The following is a 25,650-nucleotide window of genomic DNA, read 5'->3' as shown; positions in this document are numbered from 1 at the left end:
TTTAACTAATTTTAATCAGTGTATCCTGTCTTTTTTAACCATTGGCGAAGTTGAGTAAAAAATTGGTTTCTATCGGAGTTTTGATAAAGTTCTTGAACCGTTTTCCATCCGCTATCCGATTGACCTAGTAAATACTGTTGAGCTAAATAGGCGGCTAAAACCCCTTTTAAATCTTGTTTGAGGCGACTCCGTTTATTAACTTCTTGCAATAAAGCCGAATTATGTTCTTTGATTAATTCAGCATATTGTCGAGTCACATCTTGCCATTCTCCAAACTGATATTTAAAAATCTGTAACGGCAATTGTTCCGGGGAATAGACTTGAAATTCTTGGCTAAATCGTTGGTCATAGTGGATTAAAATAGAGTTTTCTGAGTTGTCTGTTTTGAGTTGATAGGAAGTTAAACCCCATTTTTGTTGTAAATCTCGATATTCTTTTTTAATCGGACTATAGCGATAAATCACAGAATAGTAACCCTGGAGATTATTTTCTCCCTCTACTAACAAATCTACTAAAATTTCGGGTTCTTTATCATTATCTAAATCTAGGATTTTAAAATCAATAACCCTTCCTGTTTTCACTGTTTTAATCCCAGGACTTGATAAGTTTGCCATGGAAACAACATCTTCTGAAATCAACTCTCCTCTGCGGGTAATTTTAATTTGCATCACTTGAATGGTACTATTAGAATCGGCTAATAATTCTGCTTTAATCTCTCCTAATGTTAAGGTTTTTTGCACCTTCAAATCCTTAATATCTGGAGCAGAATTAGGCCGAGATTCAATGGGAGGCTTGGCTTGTGGCTGCATGGTAGCCGCCGGGGCCGCGGGGGTGGGTTTGGCTTCTGAACTTACGGCTGGAGGATCAGAAATTGAGACTCTGGCAATATATTGAGTCGGGACTAATGCCTTAGTTTTATCTTCAGAAATCGCTTGACAAATTAACGTGGCAACCTCCGCCCGAGTCGCCGGTTTATTAGGATTTAATCGTCGAACATTGGGATAATTCACGACCAACCAATTTTCCGTTGCAGTTGCGATCGCTTGTTTTCCATATTCAGGAATATCAGCAGTATCATCAAAAAGTCTGGTTAATTGTTGTGGCGAAACTTGGCTGGATTTATACTCTAAACCATTAACAACGGCTACGAAAGCCTGTACCCTAGGAATATTTAATAAAGGATTAAAAACACTGCCTAAATATCCTGACATAAACCCTTTTTGATTCACCGATTGAATGGCATTGTGAGCCCAAAAATCCGTGGGGACATCGACAAAACTAATAGCTTTTTCACCTCGAGGAATTTTAGGAAAAGCTTGATTTAAAATTGCCGCAAATTCAGCCCGAGTAACCGGACTATCGGGGCGAAAGGTATCATCTTCATAATAACCTTTAACAATATTTTTTTGAGCCAAACTCTCAATACAGTTTTGCGCCCAATGACCTTTAATATCTGAAAAATCTCGAGAATTTTCGGCAGCAATGACATTGACCAAGGGTAAATATTTATGCGTAACAATAATGCCTAAAGCTACAATAAAAAACAACTTAAAAGAAGACCGATTAGAAATCCATTTTAGAGGTAAAAAAGCGATTGATTTTCCAGACTTAAAATAGGACACAATTTTAGATTTCATAATTTTCCTTTTTTAAATGAATTGAAAAACAGCACCTGCACTGGGTAAGGTGATATCCAAATCAGGAACACCCACTAAGACGAGATTACCCACACTAGCAACAGATGTTCCAAAATTCAAGTCAGTATCGGCATTATCCGTAACCGGACTTAAATAATTCTGCACTAAATTTCCGGTTCTTAATTCATAGCGGAATGTTCCCCCTGAATTTCCTAATCCGTAGCCCGGAGAACCAATCAAAACGTCATTTCCCATCAAAGCTAAGGCTTGACCAAATTGATTAAATTCCTCCACTTTAGGAGCATTATAACGTTGTAAAACCGCTCCCGTAATCCCATCGAATAAAAAGGCAATTCCCCCATCATTTGCCCCTTGGTCGTCTCCTGGCGCACCGATTAAAATATCTCGACCAATTCCTGTCCAGGCGACGGAATAGCCAAAATTATCTAACCCAGGATTGGGATTTCTAAAGGTTTGTAAAAGCTGTCCGGTTACACTATCAAAAATATAGGCTTCACCGGGTTTTTGTCCCTCGGTTGGGGTTAAACTAGCCGGTGAACTAATTAATACCCTATCTCCGCCTACCCCAGCAACAGACGCCCCAAAAAAATCGTTAACTTGAGGGTTGGGATTTAAAAAAGTTTGCAACAGTTGACCCGTATTGCCATCGAATAAATAGGCGATACCTACGGCGGAATCATTAGGAGCACCGACAATAATATTATTACCTAAACTAGCAACGGCATAGCCAAATAAATCAAACACCTTGGGGTTGGGATTATTAATAGTTAAATAGGGCGTTCCGGTGGCGGTACTAAAGCCATAAACTGCCCCAGAATTAGGGAATAAACTACTATCTTGAGGCGCGCCAATAATAATATTATCTCTTGAAGTTGTAGCCACGGATTGACCAAATTTTGAAGTTCCCGCCGAGGGAGAAGGGTTACTAAAGGTTAAGGTGGGTTGTTGCAAGGTGAGATCAAATAAATAGGCAATGCCTTGATTATTAGTTTGACCGGGGGCGGTGACGGCGACAAAATTACTTCCTAACCCCGATAAACGGGAACCAAATTGAGCATTAGTTTCAGGAATGGGATTAACTAAACTTGCTAATGCAGCAGGAGGAATTTCATCATCTATAATATCTAAAATTGCTTGATTAGGGGCAGTAATTTGAGCAAAATTAGTGGGATTTTCTAAGGTTAAAAGTAAGTTAGCTGAATAATTAGGGACGTTATTATTAACAATGGGAATATTAATAATTTTAGGTTCAATATCCCCGTTAGCAAAATTAACAATAATAGGCGTGGTATCAACTTGATTTCCCGTGGGAGTGAAGGGTGTGGAAACCGGGACAACAGTAACGCTAATTTCTCCATCATTTCCACTGTTTCTAACTACCGTAATCGGATTAATGGGAGTTCCATTTTCATTTACTGCAAATTGTTCAGAACTGAAGGCAATAGACCCGGGAATAATAAAATTAGGACGAGTAATTTGATCTGGTTTAATGCTTTGTAAAACCGCGACAATTTCCCCAGATTTAGCTTCTAAAATTGTACTATTCTCAGTTCTGGGATCAGGTGTAAGAGTTAAATCATCAAACCCCAAATCTCCAGTTAAAAGAATAATATCTTCCCCGGGTTCAAAGTCTACAATCAAATCCGATAATTCCAGATTATTACTTAAATTATTACTATCTAAAACAAAAATATCTTTCCCTTCTCCCCCAATTAAGCTATCATTTCCCCTATTCCCAGAAAGCCAATCATCTCCAGCATCTCCAATAATTTGATCATTCCCTTGACCCCCAATTAAAGTATCATTTTCCTCGCCTCCAGATAGCTGATCATCTCCAGCATTTCCTATTACTAAATCACTCCCCCCATCCCCTCGAACTTGATCATTTCCATTCCCTCCAAAAACCGTATCATTTCCATCTTCTCCCCCGATAAAATCATCCCCATCATTACCTTCTACCCAATCATTATCACCCCCTGCTCTGAGTTCATCATTACCCTGTCCTCCGAAGATCCAATCCTCTCCTTGACCCTCACGAACTTGATCATTTCCTGACCCAGCATAAATAGTATCATTACCTTCAACCCCCGATAATTGACTGGGATTATCGGGATCTACAAATCCCACAAATCGATCATTTCCTGCTTCTCCAAATAACAGATCATTGTCTTGATTTCCTATAATTTGATCGTCTCCAACCCCGCCAAATAGGGTATCATTTCCCCCTTCTCCGAATAATTGATCATTGTCCGAATTACCATAAATTAATTCAGAATCGGATGACCCACGAACCGTATCATCTCCTCCTAATAAAAAAGCATCTAACTGAAATACGCCCAATTCTCCTGGGAAAAATCTCACGTCTTCGGCGGTATTATCTCCGACTAAGCGAAGTAAACCCGTGGCGGAATCGGTTTCCGGTTTTAGCACCATGATCTGATTGGATAAACTAAAATTAAAATCCTAACATTATTAATTATATCATCGATTTTGCCGACTGCCAAAATTTAGAAATTGTTACAAATTCATAGCCCTGTTCTAATAATTTAGGAATAATTTCTTGGGCTGTTTTTGCCACATCTTTTCCTCCAAAGTAGCCATCATGAAGCACAATAATTGACCCATTTTTTGTTTGTTTCATCACTCGATGGGTAACAACTTTAACCCCAGGATGTACCCAATCTTCAGGGACAACACTCCACATCACCGGACGATATCCCCAGTTTGTTAATAAATCTAAAGTTCGAGGTAAAAATACGCCGTTAGGGGGACGAACATCCGAGATTAATTCCGGTTCCAGACCACAAGCATTAAAAATAGCCATTTTAGTTCTTTCTAAGCTTTGTTTTAAGGCAATTTCTGTTAAAAAAGGAAAGGAATCATGTTGATAACCATGTAACCCGATCCAATGACCTTGTTGATAGACCGCTTGAGCAATTTTAGGATATTTTTCCACCCATTGTCCTAACCAAAAAAAACTCGCTGTAACCTGAAACTGTTCTAAAACCTTGAGTAATTCTAAAGTATATTCGGGGTGGGGCCCATCATCAAAGGTTAAGCAAATTTCCGGTTGAGATAAATTTCCAGTCCACAGACAAAGGGGGAAATTTGGGGTTAAAAGCGGATGCAAATAGGGGAAAAATGAGGCAAATTCTAGTTTAAAATTGAAAGGGTTATTCATGGCAGTTAAGGTTTACAAATCTTTGTATGAATTCGAGAAAATTGAGTCAAAAAAATGTACACTATTGATTTAGTAATTCATGGGTGGCTCTCAATGAAAAAGTATGTTTGTACAACCTGTGGCTATACCTACGATCCCGAATACGGTGATTTAGATGGCGGGATTGATCCAGGTACACCCTTTGAAGATATCCCGGAAGACTGGATTTGTCCACTTTGTAGCGTTGAAAAAAAAGAATTTCAACCAGAAGAATAGAGGGTTAATTTGTCTAGTATACAGCCTTTAAAAGTCATCGTGATTGGGGGAGGGGCGGCGGGTTTTTTTGGGGCTATTTCCTGTGCAAATCACCATCCCCAGACTCAAGTAATTTTACTCGAAGCTGGACAACAAACCCTAGCTAAAGTCAGGATTTCTGGGGGGGGACGGTGTAATGTCACCCATGCTTGTTTTGAAGCGACTCAATTTGTACAGAATTACCCCCGGGGAAGTAAGGCTTTACGGGGTGCTTTTAGTCGATTTCAAGCTAAAAATACCGTTGAATGGTTTGCGAGTCACGGGGTCAAATTAAAAATAGAATCGGACGGGCGAATGTTCCCGATCACAGACGATTCTGCTACGATTGTTAACTGTTTAATTCGGGTCGCAGAACAGGCGGGAGTCAGGATTAAAACTCAAGCTGCTGTGGCTTCTATTTCCTACAATAATTCTAATTCCCATGCTTTTAAAGTTCAACTAAAATCAGGGGAAATTTTAGAAGCAGATCGGCTTTTATTAGCAACAGGAAGTAACCCCTCGGGTTATAAATTTGCTAAATCTTTAGGACATACAATTATTCAGCCCGTTCCCTCTTTATTTACCTTTAATCTTAAAGACAAACGACTAGAATATTTAGCCGGAGTTTCTGTTAATTCGGCACGGGTTAAACTCCCCCAAGCAAAATTAGAACAAACCGGGCCTTTATTAATTACCCATTGGGGATTAAGTGGGCCAGCAATTTTAAAATTATCGGCTTGGGGGGCGAGGGTTTTATATGATTGTAATTATAAATCCCCCCTGCAAATTAATTGGCTTCCCCAGGAAAATCCCGAAGAGTTAAAGGAAAAATTATTCACCTTAAAATCACAATTTCCCAATCGATTAATTTCGGCTAATTGTCCCGTTGATTTACCCCGTCGTCTGTGGAAACAATTGGTTGATTATGTTGGCATTAATGAGGAAAAACGCTGGTCAGAAATTTCTAATAAATCCCTCAATCAACTGATTCAAGAATTAACCCAAGGAAGTTATAATATTAATGGAAAGGGCGTTTTTAAGGAAGAATTTGTCACCTGCGGCGGGGTAAACTTAAAAGAAGTTGATTTTAAAACTATGGAAAGTCGTTGCTGTCCTGGGTTATATTTAGCCGGAGAAATCCTCGATATTGATGGTGTTACCGGAGGATTTAATTTTCAAAGCGCTTGGACAACCGGATGGCTGGCGGGAAAATCAGTAATCAGTGATCAATAATCAGTCATCAGTTATCAGTTATTAGACTAATAACTGGTAGAGAGACGCGCCATGGCACGTCTCTACACTGATAACTGATCTAAAGTCTTTCTAGTAATTCTTTTTTCTTGGCTTGAAATTCTTCGTCGGTTAAAATTCCTTGGGATTTTAGTTTTCCTAGCTTTTCTATGGCTTGATAGATGTCTCCCGCTTCATCTTTTTCCTTTTCTAAATCAGAAACATAGGATTTTCCCTGTTGAAAAGCACTATCATAAGCGGTTTTAAGTTGGTCTTCAACGAAATTATTTAAAGTTCCTGAGTTAGAAAAATGATTGATAGCAACTTGTCCCAGGGCATAGGTCGAAGCGCCGGAAGTCAAGGACATGGAGGCACCGCCTATAATTGTTCCAATTCCCGGAATGGCTTTAACAAAACTCGCCCCTAAACGGGCAATAGTGGTTCCCGTTAAGGCAGAAACAAAGGCTTTTCCGGTACTTTCTGAATAGTTAACTTGATACAAACGGGCTAATTGCTGTAGCATTTCTAATTGAATTGCCGTTACCGCCGCAAAATCAACCAAGGGTAAGGGAATTAAGCCCCCTCCCATTGCCCACAAAACATGAGTACGAATGATTGCGTCTGCTTGAGATCTTTGACTCATAGTTACCACCTAATTAAGTTATCACTAACCCAAGAATATTCTAACTTGATCATTCCCTTAATGGGGTGATTATCATTATTTCTGATTAAAAGGGAACAGGGAACAGGATTAATATTTCTGGCTCTTTCATGTCAGTATTGAAATTTTATAACCTCGGCGCGGATTGCTAGAGTTTTTGATATTATGATCAAATTTTGGGTTTTCCGTCGTCTGATTTGGGAATATCTGGACAAGAATTTGTTTTTTTCAACTGATAGCCTTGTTTTTCCATTGTCTCTACAAAATGAGTCGGATCTTGATGATTATTTTCCGGTAAAATTTCAGGAGGATGATTTTTTAAATCCTGTCTTTTGTGTTTGAGTTTAGATTGTTTTCCCATGATGTTAATGCTTTTATAATTAATGAAAATAATGGTATAATAATTATAACACTTTCAACTATTTTAATTTTCTATATGATGGGTTATCTCAAGGGGAACGTTGCCGATCTGCAAAAAGGAAATGGAAATCGAATTACCCTATTAATCGAGGTTAATAATATTGGGTATGAAGTGCAAATTTTACCTAAAATGAGAGGAGAATTACCAGCCGTTGGGGAATCAGTGCAGATTTTTACCCATTTACAAGTGCGCGAAGATCAAATGGTTTTATATGGTTTTTCTACCATGGCAGAACGGGATTTGTTTCGCCAATTAATTAGCGTTAGTGGTATCGGAACTCAACTGGCGATCGCCCTTTTAGATACCCTGGGACTCCAAGATCTAATTCAAGCGATTGTGGGCGGCAATACTCGAGTTTTAGCCAAAACCCCCGGTGTCGGGAGCAAAACCGCAGAACGCATCGCCCTAGAACTGAAAACCAAACTCTCGGAATGGCGACAACAAGCGGGAATGCTTTCCTCTGTCCCCTCCGGCATTTCCCCCCAAATTCAAGAGGAAGTCGAAATGACCTTACTGGCCCTGGGTTACACCGGAGCCGAAGTCATGCAAGCCTTACAAGTGATTAGTCAAGATTCTAGCCTAGCCAAACAAACCAATTCCGATGAGTGGATCAGAAGTGCGATCGCCTGGTTAAGTCAAGGAACCTGAAAACTACCCGGTAATAGTCACCGTATTTCCTACCACTTCACCATTTAACATTCGTACGGCTGCTTCCAATAATTGCTCCTCCAGATAAGGTTTAGTAAAGTAACCCCGCGCCCCCAAATTAAACGCCATTTGACGGTGACGATCCGCACCACGAGACGTCAACATGGCAATGGGTAAATTCGTTAACAGAGGATCTTTTTGCATCCGAGATAACAACTCCAACCCATCCATCCGAGGCATTTCAATATCACAGAAGACAATATCGCAGGGTAAACCCGATTTCAGTTTTTCCCAGGCTTCCTTACCATCCCGGGCTTCTTCCACACGATAACCCGATTTTTCAAATGTAATCGAGAGCAGCGATCGCACCGTAATCGAATCATCCACAATTAACACCGTCGGTTCAGACTTCTGAACCTGGGGTTGGGCCGTGGCATCTCCCATTTGCCAAATTTTGCCCGAAGCATCCCGACGAATCCGGCCCATGGCCAAATCAATCAGTTCCAGGACATCGGCGATCGCCACAATTTGACCATCCCCTAACACCGTCGCCCCCGCAATCCCAATCGGTTTCGGCACTGGCCCTTCCAAGGGTTTGATCACAATTTCCTGTTCAATCAACACCTGATCCACCTGCACCGCCAAATAACTATTAGAAGACCGCAGGACAATCACCGAAACCATGTCTTCCTCAGCACTCGAACCATAGACATTCCCCCGACCCAAATGGCGATGATAGGTCAACAGTTCCCGCAAATGACGTAAAGGTAACATCGTCCCCCGCCATTCCAAAACCTTACCCCCGTCGGACTCCGTGCGAATTTGCTCCCGAGGAACATCAATCATGTCTTCTACCCCATCCATCGGAAAGGCAATCCGCACCCGATCGCTCACACAGGCCAAGGCCCGGGAAATACTCATATTTAAGGGTAAACGAATCGTGAACGTCGTCCCTTTCCCCAGGGTAGAATCCGTGGTAATCCCGCCCCGAATATCGGTTAAACTGGTACGCACCACATCCATCCCCACCCCGCGACCGGCGAATTCATCGGCCACATCCTTGGTACTAAAGTTAGGCAAGAATAACAGATCATAAATTTCGGAGTTACTCATGCTTTCAGCGTCACTCTCCGTAATGATCCCTTTCTGAATCGCCTTATTTTTCACCCGATTGACGTCAATACCACCCCCATCATCGGAAACCGCAATAATCGTTTGGTTTCCTTGGTGAAATACCCGAATCGAAATTCTGCCCACCGCCGATTTCCCCGATGCCGTCCGCACATCGGCCGTTTCAATCCCATGAGTAATCGCATTATTAACTAAATGAATCAAAGGATCATGGAGTTTACCCAGTAACATTTTGTCAATTAGGGTATCTCGACCCTCCACAAATAACTCCGCCTGTTTCCCACACTTAATCGAAATATCCCGCACGGGACGTTTCAGGGCGTCCGCCTCACTGCCAAACGGTTCCATCCGGGAGCGATTTAACCCTTCTTGCAAGGCCGTTGTGATCCGTCGCAATTCCCGGGTTACTTGGTCGGCTTCTTCGACTAAAAATCCAATATCCGCACTAGACTCCCGTACCCGCACAATTAACTCGATAATCTCTTGGGACAGGGTATGGAAGGGCGTAAACCGATCCAGTTCCGTTGAATCTAACTCATTATTCGGATCATCATCATGAATCGAGGCACTGTCTGAAAACCAGAAGGGTTTACGGCGGTGGGACAGTAGGGAAATTTCCAAGAGCGATCGCTCATAAAAATCCTGCATCCGTTGACCCACATCTCCCAACAAAGAAACCTGATGCAGCAAATTATCCAAAAACTGTCGCATCCGTTCTTGGTCTTGTTCCAAACTGTTGCGGTTAACGACCAGTTCCCCCATCAAGTTACTCAGACCATCCAGTTGTTTCACCGGAACCTTGACAATTTGTTCAGCAATGGGTTTAGCAAATGTCCCCCTAGCAGGAGTAGTGTTTCGAGATCGAGGAGGAGCATCTTCAATTAATCGGATTAAATCATTAAATTCCGAATCCTCCTCCGACAGTTGTGATTCTGTGTTAACGGCTTTGCGGGCGGTCTGGGACTTAATATTTTTAGCAGGATCGGGTGTCAATGGTTCAGCCACGGGGGTATGGAGCAGTTCATCTAAATTCAAGAAATCCTCATCTTCAACCGTCGTTTCTGCGGCTGCTGGTTGACTGTCTACCCCTTCTAAATTGAGCAAAGCATCCAAACTAGCAAAATCATCCTCCGGCAGTTCTAGGGCAGGTTGCACCGTCGCTACAGGTTCTAATTTTGGGGATATTTGGGGGAGTTGAGGAGGACTTGGCTCATCCCTGGTCGCCTCCGTCGCTTCTTCGAGTTCCCCTTGTAAAAGTTCTTCAAACCAATCTTCTTGACCGTTTATCTGATCGTAACTACCACTGGCCATTTCCAGACCCGATTGAATTTGGGGATCAAACTGGTCAAACAGATCATCTAAATTTTCTGCATCTTCGAGTAGCTCGGCAATTTGAGCCGGGGAAGTTGAAGCAGAATTAGCCGAGGGTAAGGCCTCTTGGGGATTAATCGCTAATAACTCATCGAATAAATCCACATAACTTTCTACAGGGTCATGTTGTTTTGTTTGTTGTTGTTTTTCTACCTTCGCGGGCTGGGTGGAGTTTCCTGTTTCTGGCATAACCGATTCCCCATCGCTAAGGTGATCAAAGAAACTTCCCAGATCGTCATCGCTCCCAGAAGTCTTTGAACCTGGCTTTTGTTGGGTTTTTCCCTTCTGGGTTTGGGAGGGAGTAGAGGTTGTGGGTTGATTGTCCTCCGATTTTCCATCCCCCAACAAATCAAAATCAAAAAAGTCCCCGGACATAGAGTCTGTTTCGGTTTCCCAGGATGGCGAAGTTGACGGGGCGACTTCTTCTGGTAGCTCGTTTTCCCATTGGTCTAAACCTTCAAATAAGTCTCTGAGACTGTTATATTCTTCGGTGGTAATTTCTGGGCCGTTCTGTAAACGGGTAGGGGGTGTATTACTGGGGTTCGTGACCGAATCTGACCAATTTACATCTGATAAAGGATTCGTTTTATTTGCGGTTTTAGGAGTTTCTTGCTTACTTTTGGCGGGTTTTTTGGTTTTTTCTGCCTCATTTAACAAACCTTTAGCCACATTTTTAGAGGGTTTAGATTCTCTGGGGGGGCTTTCGCGAGATGGAGCCAAGGTCGATGAGGATTGCGATTTTTTAGATGTTTTGGGTAACAGTTTTTTAATTACTTCTGTTACAACAATTTCAGCCTCCCGATTCACTAAAACCAGTTCTTGGGCTTCTTTAATAGATTTAATCACAATCGGAGCCAGACTCCGATAAGTATTATCGGAATTAGCAATTGCTGCTTCTATGGTCTCGATAAATTTAACCCAATGGGGCAAATCAAAGAGTTCCCCCGCCCGAGCCAAACTTTGACAGGTTTCGATTAACCCTTTACGAGTTTTGGGGGTTTCTGACTGTTTGAACTGCTGCAACATTTCCCGCAGACGTTCAGGAACATCACTCCGAAATACTAAGTCCCTGGCACTACTCGGAGGTTCGTTTGCCACCGATGAGACAACGGCCGCCGGACTCCGGGGTGCGGTCGTTCCCACCGGACGGGTGGCTGCTTCAGAGGTTCGTTTTGTCCCCTGTTGTTGTACAACATTTTTAATATGATAATTTAAGGCTTCAAAAACCGGCTCGACGTCCTGTAAAATCGCACTGGCAGCTTCTTCTGTTAAACCATAGGGCCCAGATAATTGATCAATTAAGGCTTGTAATGTATCAAAAACCTGTAAAAATAATGATTCTAATTGTTGATCAATAAATTGACTCGGAAGACGGTTATCTTTGAGAATTTTAAAACTATCTTCTAAACGGTGAGCCGTCTGTTGAATACTATTGAGTCCCAACATCGCCGCCCCGCCCTTAACCGAGTGAGCCGCTCGGAACACTTCATTGAGCAATTCTGGATCTTCAATCGTAGTTTGTAGATTGAGCAATCCCTGTTCAATCGTATTGAGGTGGTCTTTCGCCTCCTCAATAAAATAGCCCATAATCCGTTGTTGCTGTTCAAGTTGCATATCATTAATTAGTTATCAGTTATCAGTAATCAGTTAATTATTAGCCATTACTTATCAAAACCTCCTCCCCTGCCTCCCCTGCTCCCCCTGCCTCCCCTGCCTCCCCTGCTCCCCTACTCCCCCTGCCCTACTCCCTAACCCTTCTCCGACGAATCAACGCGGAAGCGTTCCACCGATGTCAGCAAGTCTCGCGCCACGCCCACCAGTTTAGTTAAGGCACTAGATACCTTTTGGGCTTCGGTAGAAGTTTCTTGGGCACTATGTTCCACCGCTCGCATCACCTGGGCGACGGCGCGGGCGGTTTCGTTTTGTTCAACGGTATCCGCCGTAATCGAACGGACTAGAACGTCAATCCGGTTTGTCACCTGAATAATATCATCCAGGGCTCGTTTAGCCTGTTCGGCCAGACGAGTCCCCTCAATCACCTGTTGATGACCTTGGGACATCGCCATCATCACCGTGTTAGTCTGGCTTTGAATTTGCATGACGATTTGTTCGATATCCTTTAAGGATTTCGCCGACTTATCTGCCAACTGTCGGACTTCATCGGCAACGATCGCAAATCCCTTACCCGCCTCTCCAGCCCGGGCTGCCTCAATACTAGCGTTTAAAGCCAGTAAGTTAGTCCGGGAGGCAATTTGAGAAATCAGCCCCACAATTTTAGAAATTTCTTGGGAAGATTCCCCCAAACGCTTGACTTCTCGGCTGGTTTCTGCTACGGTTTCTCGAATTTTCAGAATCCCTGCCACGGTCATTTGTACCGCTTCCCCGCCTTTTGTAGCCAAGGCGGCCGCCGACCGAGCCACTTCTTCAGCTTCCCGAGCACTTTCAGCCACCCGTTGAATTGCATCGGTCAGTACCTGCACCGAGTTCAAGGTGGCTGCCAATTCCTCGGCCTGACGGAAAGCATCCCCGGCCACATCCTTAGCAAAGGTCGCACTATCGGTAGCTCCCTTACTCACCTGACGGGCGGCTTGTTTCACCTGTACCACAATTTCCCGCAGGTTTTGAATGGTCAAGTTAAAGGAGTCGGCCACCGCCCCTAAAACGTTCGCGGTCACTTCGGCGGTTACGGTTAAATCTCCTCGGGCTGCCCCTTCCACATCATCTAAGAGCCGAATCACCTGACGGTGTAAATCATCCCTAGCGTCTTCCTGTTCCTTAGCCTTGCGTTGCGCTTCTCGGGTAATACTTTGAATAAATTGGGCCGCATGGTTGAATTTAGAAGACATTTTCCCAAACTCATCCTCTGCAAAAACCGTAGCCCGGGCGTCTAAGTTCCCTTTACTAATGGCATCGAACTGAGCTTGTAAATCCTCTGTGGCTTTAGCAATTTGTTGGGCACTGATCCGACCCAATCCCCAGGTCGCCAGAAAACTGGTTGCTCCAGCTACCGTGGTCAGCAGCCATCCGGTGCCTCGCAGATAATCCACAACTTCAGATTTATTATTCAAGGAAGCGGTACGAGTGGCAACATTGGTAGCAGTTGCCACTAAAATCAAAGTTACCAGTCCCGTCCCCATCGCCATATATAGGGTTTTACGGTTCAAGGAAGCATTTTCTAAGAACGAGAATGCCCCTTGTTGATCCGTGGTCACTATCGTATCCATGGCATCCACCCCATCGGGGCCTAGGGTCGTTACAGCCGATGCGGCGTAAGCTGTATTGAAAATATCATCATCCTGAATGGCTGAACTATCACTATCGAGGGTGTTAGTGCTGGTGTTGCTCCCAAATTTACTATCGACGTTACTAAAATCTGAATCAACGTACAGATCCTGATCACCACTTTGGGTGATTCCAAAATCCCCAATATCATCAAATTCTTCAAAATCCTCGAGGAAATCATTGGGGGTTTCGCTTGTCCCCTTGCCATTGGGGGAACGGTCTTGGGTGTAATGGAGTCCCGCCGTCACATCAAAGGAATCTCCAAAGGTATCTTCATCCTCTAAAGGATCAAGATCAAAACTGTTGGGAATATCCGTCGAATCAAAAACCCCATCATCGGGTTCTTCATCGTCTTCCCCATCGACATAATTGGAACTGAAAGCACCATTTAGACCCGAGAGGGGGCCAGAGTCGTTGGTATCGGAAAAATAGGCATCATTAGCCGCATTATTGGTTAATAGTGTTTCTTCTTCGTTGCTTTCTTCAGTCTCTGTGAACCTATAGTTAGCCGTCATGTTAGGAATGTCCGGGGGTAAAGGAGCGGAATCATCGGCATCATCAACGAAGGGTTCATCAGGAAAACTAAATGCTAAATCCAGATCGGGGTCGTCGAACTCATCTTCCTGAAACAGTGGCGTTTCTTGTGCAGGCACAAACCCATTCTGGGATGGGGGTTCATGACTAACAAACTCCTGGGCAGAATTGGCTGCATCTTCTAGCGGTGCAAAAATATCATCGAGTTCTGCTTCAAAACTTGAGGAAGTCGTAACCCCTGTATCGGCCAAAGGAGGGGACTGATCACTAGCACCGTTAAATTGTCTTTGATCTCTCGAGTAGGATTCCTGGGCGTCTGGATTGTTTAAGTCCCCAATTTCATCATCATCCAAGCTCTCGAAGTCCAGGAACTCAGTCGGTTGAGATAAATAATCTGAGGATGATCCATTCAGGGCTTCGGGGGAGTGGACTGGCTCGGGTTCATCTTCCGAGTCTGGGGTTGGGGAATCCAGCCAATTTTCCAATAAATCATCGTCGTCGGAAAATAAATCCCCACTTAACTGTTCAAGATCACTGGCACTCGATTCCTCGGTGGCAACTTTTGGAGCAGGCAGGGGTTCATCTTCTTCCAGTGTAAACGGATCGGCCTCTAATTCGGTGAAAGAATTTTCCGAGTCTAGGGGGTTTAAAATTTCTGTTCCTTCCTCGAGGTCACCCCCAGGAGCAAAGGGATTATCATGGGTAAAGCTTGGGGAGGATTGACTGCCATTGGAATGTAAAGGCTCGGATTCATCTTCTAAATACTCGAACTCTAAACCCATGGACATATCCAGATCAGAAGCCGATACATCCAAGTCAGCATCGTTTAACTCTGGGAAATCAAAGTGATCATCGGGCAAATCATTAAAATCGTTGAGATCTTCCCCCTGGTTTGACCCATTCATGCCCTGATTATCGCGGGAGTGAGTGGAATTGCCATTCACAGATCCTAAGTCTAAATCAGAATCAGGGGAGGATGTGCCATTGGTTGAACCATTGCTTTCTTCTGAGAGCCAGTCTAAATCTTGGGTGAAATCCATTTCCTCGCCATCGATGTCTTCGTCCACCAAAGCCTTAAAAATTGCTTGGGAATCGGGGTTATCATCCAAACTATCCAGGGGAGAATCATCGAAACTATTTGGAGGAGAGTCGAGTAAATATTGGTCTGTATCGGCTAAGGCTTGATGGGCTTGTTCGAGTAATTCGGAGTCATGGGTCAAGTTGATCACCGCCTCATATTGCTCACGGGCGACATCATACTGTTGCAACCCATAGCCATAGATATGACCACAGAGAAGACGGGCCGATGGATTTTCTGGATATTCTGCGAGCAGTTGATAAACCAACGCCGCTGCTTGTTCGTAATTCCCCTGACAGTATGCTTCCTCGGTCTGCTGATACTCTTGTAGGAAGTCTGTACTTGTTGCCATGAGCGATTCCCCTTTTGACTTTAACGTTTAGTGTTGCTTGTGCTTAATAGTTAAGATTTCAATGTAAGAACCCGGATTATAACGGTGTAACCAGGTCTGTAGTAGATTTTCTAATAATCCATAACTTGGGCTGGGTGAGTTGGGATTGAACGTTTCACCCTAGGGTGAAAAAACCTCGCTTTGAGGGTCTTTGGTTTCCCGATTTAGACGCTTTAGCTTAAACAGTTTTATAATCAGTTGATAGTGGGTTTCCTCAACGGTTATGGGATGAACCCGGTCTGTGAATGGTCAAGTTGCCCAACGAGCCGATCGCAGAATTGCTATTTGGTCTAAAAGTCGCAGGACGCTGTTATCCTTTCCAACTTGCCACTCTCCTTTGATAAAAGGAGCCATACTATCGCTGACTTGGGTGGGCATTTGCATTTTATCAGGGTCAAGCCATGCCATGTCATTGACTTGATCAACTGCTAATCCTAATATAATGTCTTGATCTTCAACGGCAATCACATGGATCTCGGTTCGATCCGTATTCAGGGGAGTTGAATCCCCCAAAAATTGGCCTAAATCAGCTACCCAAATCACTCGACCCCTAAGATTGAAGGTTCCCAGCAATAGGGGGGAAACGTTAGGAATGGGAGTCATGCGGTCTGGAGATTGAAATAATACCTCCCGAATCCCGATGGCCGGAAGAGCAAATTCATCCCCCGAAGGGACACAAAAGCGGAGATGCGGCTCGCCTTCGGGGGTTGCCAGTTCTTGAAATTCTGGACTGTCTGTTCCTTGCTCGGTTAAAAAATCAGAATTCCCAACCATGGTTATTTTTCACCTATCCTCTAAGTAATTGTTTGACGGTTCCGACTAATTCCTCGGGTTGAAAGGGTTTAGCTATATAAGCATCTGCCCCTTGTTTCATGCCCCAATAACGGTCAAATTCTTCGCCTTTAGAAGAACACATCACGATGGCGATATTGCGGGTTTTGGGATCGGATTTAAGGCGACGACAGAGTTCATAGCCGTTCATCCTGGGCATGACAATATCAAGCACCATTAAATCGGGGCGTTTTTTTTGCACTTCTTCGAGTGCTTCCACACCGTCGGTGGCGATACTGACCTGTAGCCCATTTTGCTTGAGCAAACTACAAATCATCTCCCGTTGAGTGACACTATCTTCGACAACCATAACTGTATTCATTTTTCTTCTCCCTTAGAAACTCCTAAATTACCTGTAGTCAGGTTGGCGGTTAGAGTCCAAGTGAAACGGGGTTTATGCTGCATTACAAATTCATCGTAGAGTGTAATAAAACCTAGGCATCTGAAAAGACGTGATTCTGTTTCGATTATACGTGAATAGTACGGGAGCTTGATAGCCCCGTTTCTTGACTCAATGGCTCAACAAGAGGATCAACCCGGCGATCTTCGGTCAAAGGGTTTCTAACTCGGTCATAAATTCATCTTCTAAATCTACATTAATCGAGGGATCTATTGTTTTACCTGGCCCAATATAGGTTTCGACTAATGTTAATAATTCAGCATCTCCAAAGGGTTTTGTTAGGTAGTTGGTGGCTCGAACCATCCGAGCTTTGAGTCGGTCAATAAATCCGTCAATTCCTGTTAACATAATGATCGGAGTTTGACGAAAAGCCGTAGAATTTCTTAACATTGCACAGATTTCATACCCATTCAATTCAGGCATGGCAATGTCACATAGAATTAAATCGGGTTTAAGCTGAAAAACTAAACTTAATGCTTTTAATGGATTTCCAATTGCTGTCGCTTCATATCCCTGTTCTCTTAAAATAATTTCAACGGTTTCTCTAATCACTAAATCATCATCAATACAGACAATTCTCGGAGTTCGACTCCGATCATTCAATGGTTCTGGCAGGTTAAAAATATTTTCAGGATGCAGGGCTAAAAGTTGTACAAGTCCCTGTTGGACAAAGGGATAAATAGCTTTTGCCACTGTGACAATATCTCGGTGCAAGTAACGGGAGATTTGACGAATTGAGGTTTGACCATCAGCCCATTGATTGAGACTTTCAAAAACTTTTGGTCGGACTGTTTTTTGTAATTTTGATCTATCCGTGATTAAGGGGCATTGGTTCGGGGAAGTAATATGGGGATGGAATTTTTTCCATTCTTGAACTTGTTTGAAAATATCGGCTAATAAGGGACTAATTTCTAGGGTCACTAATTGGGGAGCTAATCCCGATCCCATTTCAAAAATAAAAGCACCTTGATGTAAACTCAGCAGATCAAATAGAGTTTCTTGAACCATACAATGAACAATATTGCGGGCGATGTTTGGAGTAATCACCTGATTTTCCAACAACACCCATAAATATCCATATTCTGGAGCATTGACCGATGTGATCGAAGGAACTTCTAACTCGGAAAGCACGGTTTCAGCTTGATAGCGCCGTAAATAATCCCGTAACCTTTGCAGGCTGCCTTCGCTTTGGCCCGCATAGATAATTCGACCATTCCACGAAAATACTAACCAACACTGTCCTGTGAGATAACTGGGATGGCGTTCCATTTCCATCGTGCCACAGGATGAACTGTAAGCTTGTACCATGAGTTCCCCCGTCCTCTGGCCAAGCTCAATCAGTTGTAAAAGACTGCGAATATCAATTTCATTTAAAGAGCCTTGCATTTAGCAAGTTGCCTCCTGCAAATCAGTTTCAGTTTATATATAGCAGGGAACATCCCCAGCATCCAAACAGCTTTTAGCCAAAATTCCACGGCTAGTTATCTTTTCGGTTCAATTCATAGAGCCAAGATGCTCCTAGTGCTGTCATAATGCCGCTGGGCCGTCAGAAAACACAACTCACATTGAGCATACCAGTTGCAAGTAACTTATGGTCAATCAGTGCAAAAATTACGGAATATGGGCAGGGAATCTAGTCAAAAGCACCTTGAGGTGTTAACTTTTATGAACGCCCTGTAGAAATAAATTACAACTCTGACGGGGTAAACTGTTCATCCATCAGGATTTTCAAGCACAATGCAAGCAGCGATAAATCCAAACTTCGCCAATTTGTCCGTTGTTCCCCAACGTCAACCCCTGAAGGTAGTGGTTTTAGGAGATAGTCTCGTCTATGGATTTGGTGATCCTGAAGGGGGCGGTTGGGTGGAACGACTGCGACGTCAATGGATGTCACCGGATTCCGTTGGCCCGATTCTCTACAATTTGGGGGTACGGGGAAATCGGGTGGTTCAAGTTGGCGATCGCCTGGAACAAGAACTGCGCCATCGGGGAGAATTACGCAACCGTTTACCGGATATGAGTATTTTTTCTGTGGGATTAAATGATTCAGCGCGGGTACAATCCTTTCAAGGTCGCAATTACACGGAATTTAATCATTTTGAAACTACCTTAGATCATTTATTAGATCAAGCTCAAAAAATGTGTCAAGTTCTGTTTGTGGGAATGGTTCCGGTTGATGAAAGTAAAATGCCCTTTCAAGGCTGTTTATATTATACTTTAGCGGATCAATTTCGCTACAAAGATGCTACTCGTCTGGCCTGTTTAGAGCGCGATATTCCCTATTTAGATTTATTAGAAATTTGGTTGGATCGGGGCGAACATTGGTGGAAATCTCGGTTATGTTCCGATGGTTTACACCCCAATGTGGCGGGATACGAAGCATTATTACAGGATATTTCCCAGTGGGAACCCATTCAGAAATTAGCCCATTAATCCAGAAACTCCAGGGGTAACAGGACTTACGCAAGCAGGCTAGATATAGCGTGTCAAAAGTAGGCGATCGCATACCAATGATCATAGCAATCGCCCTAAAAAGTCCTAATTATTTATTTTCCCCCCAATGTTGGGGCCAGGGGGCTAGATGGCTTGAAATGTATAGTGTTTAGAATGATCAGGTTATGAAGGATTGATCGGCAGTTTTAGAGACTATTTCTCAAGCAGCAATATTTGCCCCCTAAATCCCCCAAAATTGGGGGACTTTAAGAGGTTGTCCTGTTAAAGCGATCTCGTTTGAGTTACGAGCACGATGGCAGTACCGCCGCCTGTCGGGATCGCTAACTCCTTAGTACGCTACATATAGCGTCACTGCGTAAGTCCTGAGTAAAATATTTTCCTCCAGTGTTTCCTATTCCCTTGTTACTGAGCGAAGTCGAAGTATTCCCTATTCCCTATTCCCTGTTCCCTGTTCCCTGTTCCCTGTTCCCTGTTCCCTGTTCCCTGTTCCCTGTTCCCTGTTCCCTGTTCCCTGTTCCCTATTCCCTATTCCCTGTTCCCTATTCCCTATTCCCTATTCCCTGCTATAAATTCCGAATCACCCGACAAGGATTCCCGGCTGCTAAAACCCCAGGGGGAATATTATCAACCACCACACTTCCTGCACCGATGGTGGTGTTATCGCCAATTTCTACCCCTGGACAGACAATTGCACCGCCGCCAATCCAAACATTATGACCAATTTTAATTGGTGCTGCTAATTCTTTTCCAGTTAGGCGTAATTTGGGATCAATTGGATGATAGGCGGCATAAATTTGAACGTTAGGGGCTAATAAAACATTATCCCCAATTTCAACATAATTGCAGTCCAAAATTATACAATTAAAGTTCATATAAACATTATTCCCCAGTTTAATATGACAGCCATAATCACAATAAAATGGGGGAATGATACACAGATTATTTCCGATTTTATCGAATAATTCCAAGAGAATCAGTTGACGAGTTTCTAACTCATCTTCTGTGGTACTGTTATATAGACGAGTCAGTTTAGAAGCGCGTTTACGTCCTAAAACCAACTCGGGATCGTTGCCGAGATATAATTCTCCCGCCAGCATTTTTTCCTGTTCGGTTTTGGGTCTATTATCCATACTAATCCGCATTAATCCAACGAAATACAGAAGCGATCGCCCGGTTCACAAAACTATTGGGTTTCTCCTCAATAATTTTACGTTGAGCTTGATCCCGTTCTAATTCTAATTGAGCAATTAATCGTTCTCCTTTTTGTTGACGAATTAAACCGACCAAATAATCATGGGTAAGTTGATACCGATCATCGGGGATATCTGGGAGATGTAAAATTAATCCTTCTTCTACTAGAACTGCTAATAGGGGTTCAATTTTACTAAATTCTGTATTTAACTCTTCGGCGAGTTCTTTGCTAGTTTTTAGGGGACGATGTTCTTGTTCATTGGTTAAAACATTGAGAATTTTAATCACTGTCCGTTCATTTTTAGCACTACAATCTCGAATGATTTCATCCAAAAACTGCTCTAACATTTTTTGTCTGGGATACTCTCCAAGCTGTTTATATTGTTCTAGGGTTTGAATATCATTAGATTGGATTTGGGTTCCAATCAGTTGCAATTCAATGGGTCTAATCTGATCAATATTAACTGTTAAATCCTGAATTAATTGATTCATGAGATCAGGCTCTATATTGAATTGAGCCCGGGCAATTTGATTTTGGATTAAAGTTTTTGCTTGATTTAAGGTAAAGTTTTCTAAGCCGTAAAGCACTTTTTTGGAAAGGATTTCGGCTTGAATCACATCTTCTAACTGGGTGAGACGATCGCATTCTAATAAATAATGTAAAGCATCATTTCTTAACGAGAGTAAAATTGTAATTGAATCTAAACTTAAACTTTCTTTTAAAAACTGATAAAAAGGTAATCGTTGTTCTAACTGTTTACAGACAACAAAAAATTCTTCAAATTGATCAAAAATTAAGACCGTTGGAATTTGATTTTGATCATTGCGTTTGAGTAAATTGACAACGGAATTTAAGTTCCAGGTTTTTGGGTTAGGTTCCCGTAACCAGTCGGTATAAATTCTGAGTAAAATCGGTGTAGCAACTTTAGAATTATGAGAATGTTCTTCTAACAGCTTGGGTACAATTCCTGCATTCAGTAATGAACTTTTACCCGCCCCGGACTCGCCGTGCAGAATAATCAGTTTATGTTCGGGGTCTTGAATCCGTTCAAATAAGGCTTGAACATCTGTTAAACGGTCGGAATTTTCAATTTCTAAAGCAATTGACTGTTGTGCTTCATTGGGTTTAGATTGGGCTTGTAAGGTATGAACGCCAATAAAAGCCCGTAACCCATATTGATATTCTATTTTGATTTTTTCTTCTTTTAAACGGGAGGCTTGAATATATAAATCTTGATCAAAATAAAGTTTATGTAGTGCAGTCAGAATTCTGAGATAACCCTTGGGGTCATTTTCCAGACTGGTTCTTTTTAAGGCTTCTTCTAATTGTTCAACTGTTGTTTCCCATTGTTGTAATTCTTGCTTTGATTCGGTGAGTAAATAAAGATAGGAATTATTAGAAGCTGCGGTGGTACTCATCGGGTCACTGTAGGCGGATTGACCTTGAATGGCTAAGGCTAATTCCGCTAATTGATTGGCGTGCGCCCATTTAGATTCATGTAATGCAGCTTCGGCTAAAAAGCCATAATCCTTTGCTAATTGGGTTTCTGAACCATAGGAAATATGTAGCTGAATGGCTTTCTGGGCTGCTTTTTGCAGGGCTTCCCATTCCTCTAATTGTTTTAAAACTGCACTTAATTCCCCAATGAATTTAGACATTAAATCGGGGCGATTAACTTTTTCAAAAATTTCTAAGCTTTTCTCAAAATAGTTTCTAGCCTCTTGCAAATTTTGATTGTTTTTTGAGGAATCATCGGACTGACCCAGGGTGGCAAAACATAACCCCAGATGGAATAAAACCCCACCCATTTGTTCGATAAACCGATTGGGTAGAATGGTTTCTCGGTTTGCCATAGAAAGCATTTCTAAATTGCCTTTAGCTAAAGCCGATGGCCAATATTCTAAACTGCGGCGATAATGGTAAAGAGTTGCTTCTAAGTCATTATTCTCGTAGGCTTCTCGACCTAAAATAAATTGTAATCCGGCAATTAAGGTAGGTAATAATTGCTGATAGTTATTTTGTCTAACTTGCTGAAGAATGACTTTAAATTCAGCATAGGAGTCTGCCAAAATCGTAGCATTGGTTGGGAATAGCTCCGTATTAGGATCTAAAACGTCGGTAAATACCTGCTCAACACAGCGATTGAGAAATAGAATAGATGGAGAGGAAGGATTACCGGGAACTGTTTTGGCGGGAGTGATGTCGCTCATACGATTGGCTCAGACTGGGTGTAGTCTTAGAAGTATTAATAGTGTGGCATTTTTTGGATTAAAAAACAATAGTTGGGAAAAGAATCAAGGTATCCCTGGATATTTTCAAGGATACCCGTTTAAAGGTTAAACCGTGGGGTGGGCTGAGTTAGAAATCTTGCCTGTTTATTGTAAACATTTATTATGGGCGGCTTCGAGGGTTTTTACATACTCGGAATCTTTTCCATAGAGTCCGGTTAAAATATTAACTGTTTCCTCAACTAAGATCAAAGAATTCACCGTGTTAATCCAAGACATATCTCCGGCGGGAAGAATCATGCCATAAAATTCACAGGTTAAGGGTTCCTTGGGAATTAAGGCATAATCTTGAGGTTTGATGGCGGGATTTCTGAGCACTTCTCCAATTAATAATAATCCATCACTAGCGAAGGCATTTAAACGACCTTGAACCACATCTTGGGCGGCATTTTTTCGACCGTCAACTCCTGGGTATTCTACAACTTTTGCTAAGGAATAACGACTGCTAATAAACTGTTGGGTTAGGGATGCGGGTAAAACCCCAATGGAAATGGCTTCTAAAGCTCCCGAGGGTTGAATATAAGATTGATTATCCGGTCGAACTAATAAATGAACCCCTGTGGCTAAAAACCGATCAGAATAGGCAATACCGGATTCTGGATTTCTCACAATTGTATTAGGGCCGCATTCTAAATGAACTTTTCCTTCCCTGACTAATTGTTCCCGATTTTGCAAATTTGAGGGAATTAATTGTACATCTATGGGTTTGCTAAGTTTTAGCTGATTTTGTAATCTTTCTCCCAATAAATCCATTAATTCAATACAATATCCTTCCCACTTTCCATCGGCGGAAACAAATCCTAATGGCGGTGCATCTTGTCGAACTCCTGCTTTTAAAACTCCGGTTCTTTTAATTTCTTCTAAAACTGTTCCGGCAAAACTGGGTAGGGGCAAAATCACCGATAAAATCAGACTTATGGTAATAGTAGCTAATTTGGTTTTCATGTTAAGATAATTATTACAAACGAAGTAATCGAGTCTAGCTTACCGCAAAAAGTAGGAGGCAGACCAAACTAATTTGGCTTTTGTAAAGGCGATTGAGTTGGCAAGGGACAGGGAAAACGGTAATATTTTTTAATCCCAATAGAGTAGTAACAGAATATGGATTACGATTTAGTGATTATTGGTGCGGGAGTGGGCGGACATGGCGCTGCTATCCACGCCGTCGGTTGTGGCTTAAAAACCGCAATTGTGGAAGCCGCGGACATGGGGGGAACTTGTGTTAACCGAGGCTGTATTCCCTCTAAAGCCCTATTAGCGGCGTCGGGACGAGTCAGAGAATTACATAATACCCATCACTTAAAAAATTTGGGGATTCAGTTAGGACAAGTCAGTTTTGATCGCGAACAAATTGCCAACCATGCTGATAATATTGTAACTAAACTTCGGGGTGACTTGACCAATAGTTTGAAGCGCTTAGGGGTTGATGTGATCCAAGGTTGGGGTAAAATTGCCGGGTCGAATAAAGTAACGGTGGAAACGGCAAATGGGGAAAAAACAATTACCGCTAAAGATATTATTTTAGCCCCCGGTTCTGTGCCGTTTGTTCCCCCCGGAATTACGATTGATCACAAAACAGTTTTTACCAGTGATGATGCGGTTAAATTAGAATCCCTGCCCCAATGGATTGCTATTATTGGAAGTGGCTATATCGGATTAGAATTTTCTGATATTTATACGGCTTTAGGTTGTGAAGTTACCATGATTGAAGCCTTGGATCAATTAATGCCAACTTTTGATCCTGATATTGCTAAATTAGCTCAACGGGTTTTAATTAATCCCCGGGATATTGAAACCAAAGTCGGAAAATTAGCTTTAAAAGTAACACCGGGTTCTCCGGTTATTATTGAGTTAGCCGATACTAAAACTAAAGAAGTAGAAGAAGTCCTAGAAGTGGATGCTTGTTTGGTTGCCACTGGACGGATTCCTGTGAGTAAAAATTTAGGGTTAGAATCGGTGAATGTGGAACCTATGCGGGGCGGTTTTATTCCTACAAATGATCATTTAGAGGTATTGTCTGGAGGTGAACCTGTTTCCCATTTATGGGCGATTGGAGATGCGACGGGTAAAATGATGTTAGCCCATACCGCATCCGCCCAGGGAGTCGCCGTTGTAGAGACTATTTGCGGACGTCCTCGCGCTGTAGATTATCGTAGTATTCCGGCGGCGGCTTTTACCCATCCTGAAATTAGTTATGTGGGTTTAACTGAACCTGCTGCGAAGGAATTAGGACAAACAGAAGGCTTTGAAATTGCGACAGTAAAAACCTATTTTAAGGGTAATTCTAAAGCGATCGCGGAGGGAGAAACCGAAGGAATGGCTAAAGTGATTTATCGTAAAGATACGGGGGAACTTTTAGGAGTTCATATCTTTGGTCTTCATGCTTCTGATTTAATTCAGGAAGCGGCAAATGCCATGTATCACCGTCAATCTGTCCATGATTTAGTATTCTGTGTTCATACCCATCCCACCCTTTCAGAAGTGCTTGACGAAGCCTACAAACGGGCTGTTTTTAGTGTGGGGGGTCATTAGATTTAATATTCTTAAATCCCCCCTTTTTAATCCCTTCAAGGCTGTTTAATTATTCCTTGTAAATGTATGACCCAACCCCCAAACCCATCAAGTG

General features: G+C 42.5%; 18 protein-coding genes. 5 read left to right on the top strand and 13 right to left on the bottom strand.

What is annotated here, in order from left to right; translation table 11 throughout:
• Window positions 1–11: 11 nt before the first annotated feature.
• Genes PL9631_RS24925 through PL9631_RS24915 form a run of 3 tightly spaced genes read right to left on the bottom strand, consistent with a single transcriptional unit; the run spans window position 12 to window position 4,839 of the window.
• Entirely contained in the window at window positions 12–1,637 is a 1,626-nt protein-coding gene (locus PL9631_RS24925; RefSeq protein ID WP_083624639.1) for an S-layer homology domain-containing protein, read from the bottom strand.
• A gap of 12 nt (window positions 1,638–1,649) precedes the next feature.
• Window positions 1,650–4,091, bottom strand: coding sequence for a Calx-beta domain-containing protein (locus tag PL9631_RS24920; RefSeq protein ID WP_083624638.1), 2,442 nt, complete (start codon window positions 4,089–4,091; stop codon window positions 1,650–1,652).
• 43 nt (window positions 4,092–4,134) lie between these two features.
• Complete coding sequence (locus tag PL9631_RS24915) at window positions 4,135–4,839, bottom strand: polysaccharide deacetylase family protein (RefSeq protein WP_083624636.1); 705 nt, start codon at window positions 4,837–4,839, stop codon at window positions 4,135–4,137.
• Between the two features lie 54 nt (window positions 4,840–4,893).
• Between PL9631_RS24915 and rd the strand changes: the two genes are divergently transcribed.
• On the top strand, window positions 4,894–5,094 hold the full coding sequence (gene rd, locus PL9631_RS24910; RefSeq protein ID WP_407947607.1) for a rubredoxin: 201 nt from the start codon (window positions 4,894–4,896) through the stop codon (window positions 5,092–5,094).
• Window positions 5,095–5,103: 9 nt separating this feature from the next.
• A complete protein-coding gene (locus PL9631_RS24905; protein WP_083624633.1) occupies window positions 5,104–6,345 on the top strand; it encodes a BaiN/RdsA family NAD(P)/FAD-dependent oxidoreductase in 1,242 nt (413 codons plus the stop codon).
• Window positions 6,346–6,424: 79 nt separating this feature from the next.
• On the opposite strand, the gene PL9631_RS24900 is transcribed toward PL9631_RS24905, so the two are convergent.
• Both PL9631_RS24900 and PL9631_RS24895 read right to left on the bottom strand, forming a co-directional pair.
• A complete protein-coding gene (locus tag PL9631_RS24900; RefSeq protein WP_083624632.1) occupies window positions 6,425–6,985 on the bottom strand; it encodes a DUF697 domain-containing protein in 561 nt (186 codons plus the stop codon).
• 187 nt (window positions 6,986–7,172) lie between these two features.
• Window positions 7,173–7,364, bottom strand: a complete 192-nt coding sequence (locus PL9631_RS24895; protein WP_083624630.1) for a hypothetical protein — start codon at window positions 7,362–7,364, stop codon at window positions 7,173–7,175.
• A gap of 75 nt (window positions 7,365–7,439) precedes the next feature.
• Between PL9631_RS24895 and ruvA the strand changes: the two genes are divergently transcribed.
• The gene (ruvA, locus tag PL9631_RS24890; protein WP_083624775.1) at window positions 7,440–8,072 is read left to right on the top strand and encodes a Holliday junction branch migration protein RuvA; all 633 of its coding nucleotides are present in this window, start codon (window positions 7,440–7,442) and stop codon (window positions 8,070–8,072) included.
• 3 nt (window positions 8,073–8,075) lie between these two features.
• Here the strand turns inward: ruvA and PL9631_RS24885 are convergent, their stop codons facing one another.
• The 5 genes from PL9631_RS24885 to PL9631_RS24865 all read right to left on the bottom strand — a co-directional run bounded on the left by PL9631_RS24885 (window position 8,076) and on the right by PL9631_RS24865 (window position 18,476).
• Window positions 8,076–12,188 carry a hybrid sensor histidine kinase/response regulator gene (locus PL9631_RS24885; RefSeq protein ID WP_083624628.1) on the bottom strand — a complete coding sequence of 1,371 codons (4,113 nt, stop codon included), beginning with the start codon at window positions 12,186–12,188 and terminating at the stop codon, window positions 8,076–8,078.
• A gap of 134 nt (window positions 12,189–12,322) precedes the next feature.
• Window positions 12,323–15,820, bottom strand: coding sequence for a methyl-accepting chemotaxis protein (locus PL9631_RS24880; protein ID WP_083624627.1), 3,498 nt, complete (start codon window positions 15,818–15,820; stop codon window positions 12,323–12,325).
• A gap of 288 nt (window positions 15,821–16,108) precedes the next feature.
• Entirely contained in the window at window positions 16,109–16,633 is a 525-nt protein-coding gene (locus PL9631_RS24875) for a chemotaxis protein CheW (RefSeq protein ID WP_083624625.1), read from the bottom strand.
• Window positions 16,634–16,646: 13 nt separating this feature from the next.
• Window positions 16,647–17,012, bottom strand: a complete 366-nt coding sequence (locus PL9631_RS24870) for a response regulator transcription factor (protein WP_083624624.1) — start codon at window positions 17,010–17,012, stop codon at window positions 16,647–16,649.
• A 228-nt stretch (window positions 17,013–17,240) separates the two neighbouring features.
• Entirely contained in the window at window positions 17,241–18,476 is a 1,236-nt protein-coding gene (locus PL9631_RS24865) for a response regulator (RefSeq protein ID WP_083624622.1), read from the bottom strand.
• Between the two features lie 351 nt (window positions 18,477–18,827).
• Between PL9631_RS24865 and PL9631_RS24860 the strand changes: the two genes are divergently transcribed.
• A complete protein-coding gene (locus PL9631_RS24860) occupies window positions 18,828–19,523 on the top strand; it encodes a GDSL-type esterase/lipase family protein (RefSeq protein WP_083624620.1) in 696 nt (231 codons plus the stop codon).
• A gap of 584 nt (window positions 19,524–20,107) precedes the next feature.
• On the opposite strand, the gene PL9631_RS24855 is transcribed toward PL9631_RS24860, so the two are convergent.
• The 3 genes from PL9631_RS24855 to PL9631_RS24845 all read right to left on the bottom strand — a co-directional run bounded on the left by PL9631_RS24855 (window position 20,108) and on the right by PL9631_RS24845 (window position 23,969).
• The gene (locus PL9631_RS24855; protein ID WP_083624619.1) at window positions 20,108–20,674 is read right to left on the bottom strand and encodes a sugar O-acetyltransferase; all 567 of its coding nucleotides are present in this window, start codon (window positions 20,672–20,674) and stop codon (window positions 20,108–20,110) included.
• 1 nt (window position 20,675) lies between these two features.
• Window positions 20,676–22,946, bottom strand: coding sequence for an nSTAND1 domain-containing NTPase (locus tag PL9631_RS24850; RefSeq protein ID WP_083624617.1), 2,271 nt, complete (start codon window positions 22,944–22,946; stop codon window positions 20,676–20,678).
• A 165-nt stretch (window positions 22,947–23,111) separates the two neighbouring features.
• Entirely contained in the window at window positions 23,112–23,969 is an 858-nt protein-coding gene (locus tag PL9631_RS24845; RefSeq protein ID WP_083624615.1) for an amino acid ABC transporter substrate-binding protein, read from the bottom strand.
• A 156-nt stretch (window positions 23,970–24,125) separates the two neighbouring features.
• Here PL9631_RS24845 and lpdA point away from each other — a divergent pair, with 156 nt between their 5' ends.
• Window positions 24,126–25,556 (top strand): dihydrolipoyl dehydrogenase, encoded by a 1,431-nt coding sequence (gene lpdA, locus PL9631_RS24840; protein WP_083624614.1) that lies wholly within the window; start codon window positions 24,126–24,128, stop codon window positions 25,554–25,556.
• Window positions 25,557–25,650 lie beyond the last annotated feature (94 nt).

Source organism: Planktothrix paucivesiculata PCC 9631, assembly GCF_900009265.2.
GTDB classification, from domain to species: domain Bacteria; phylum Cyanobacteriota; class Cyanobacteriia; order Cyanobacteriales; family Microcoleaceae; genus Planktothrix; species Planktothrix paucivesiculata.
Note: the sequence above shows the minus strand (reverse complement) of the source record. Positions and strands in the feature narration are given on the sequence as shown.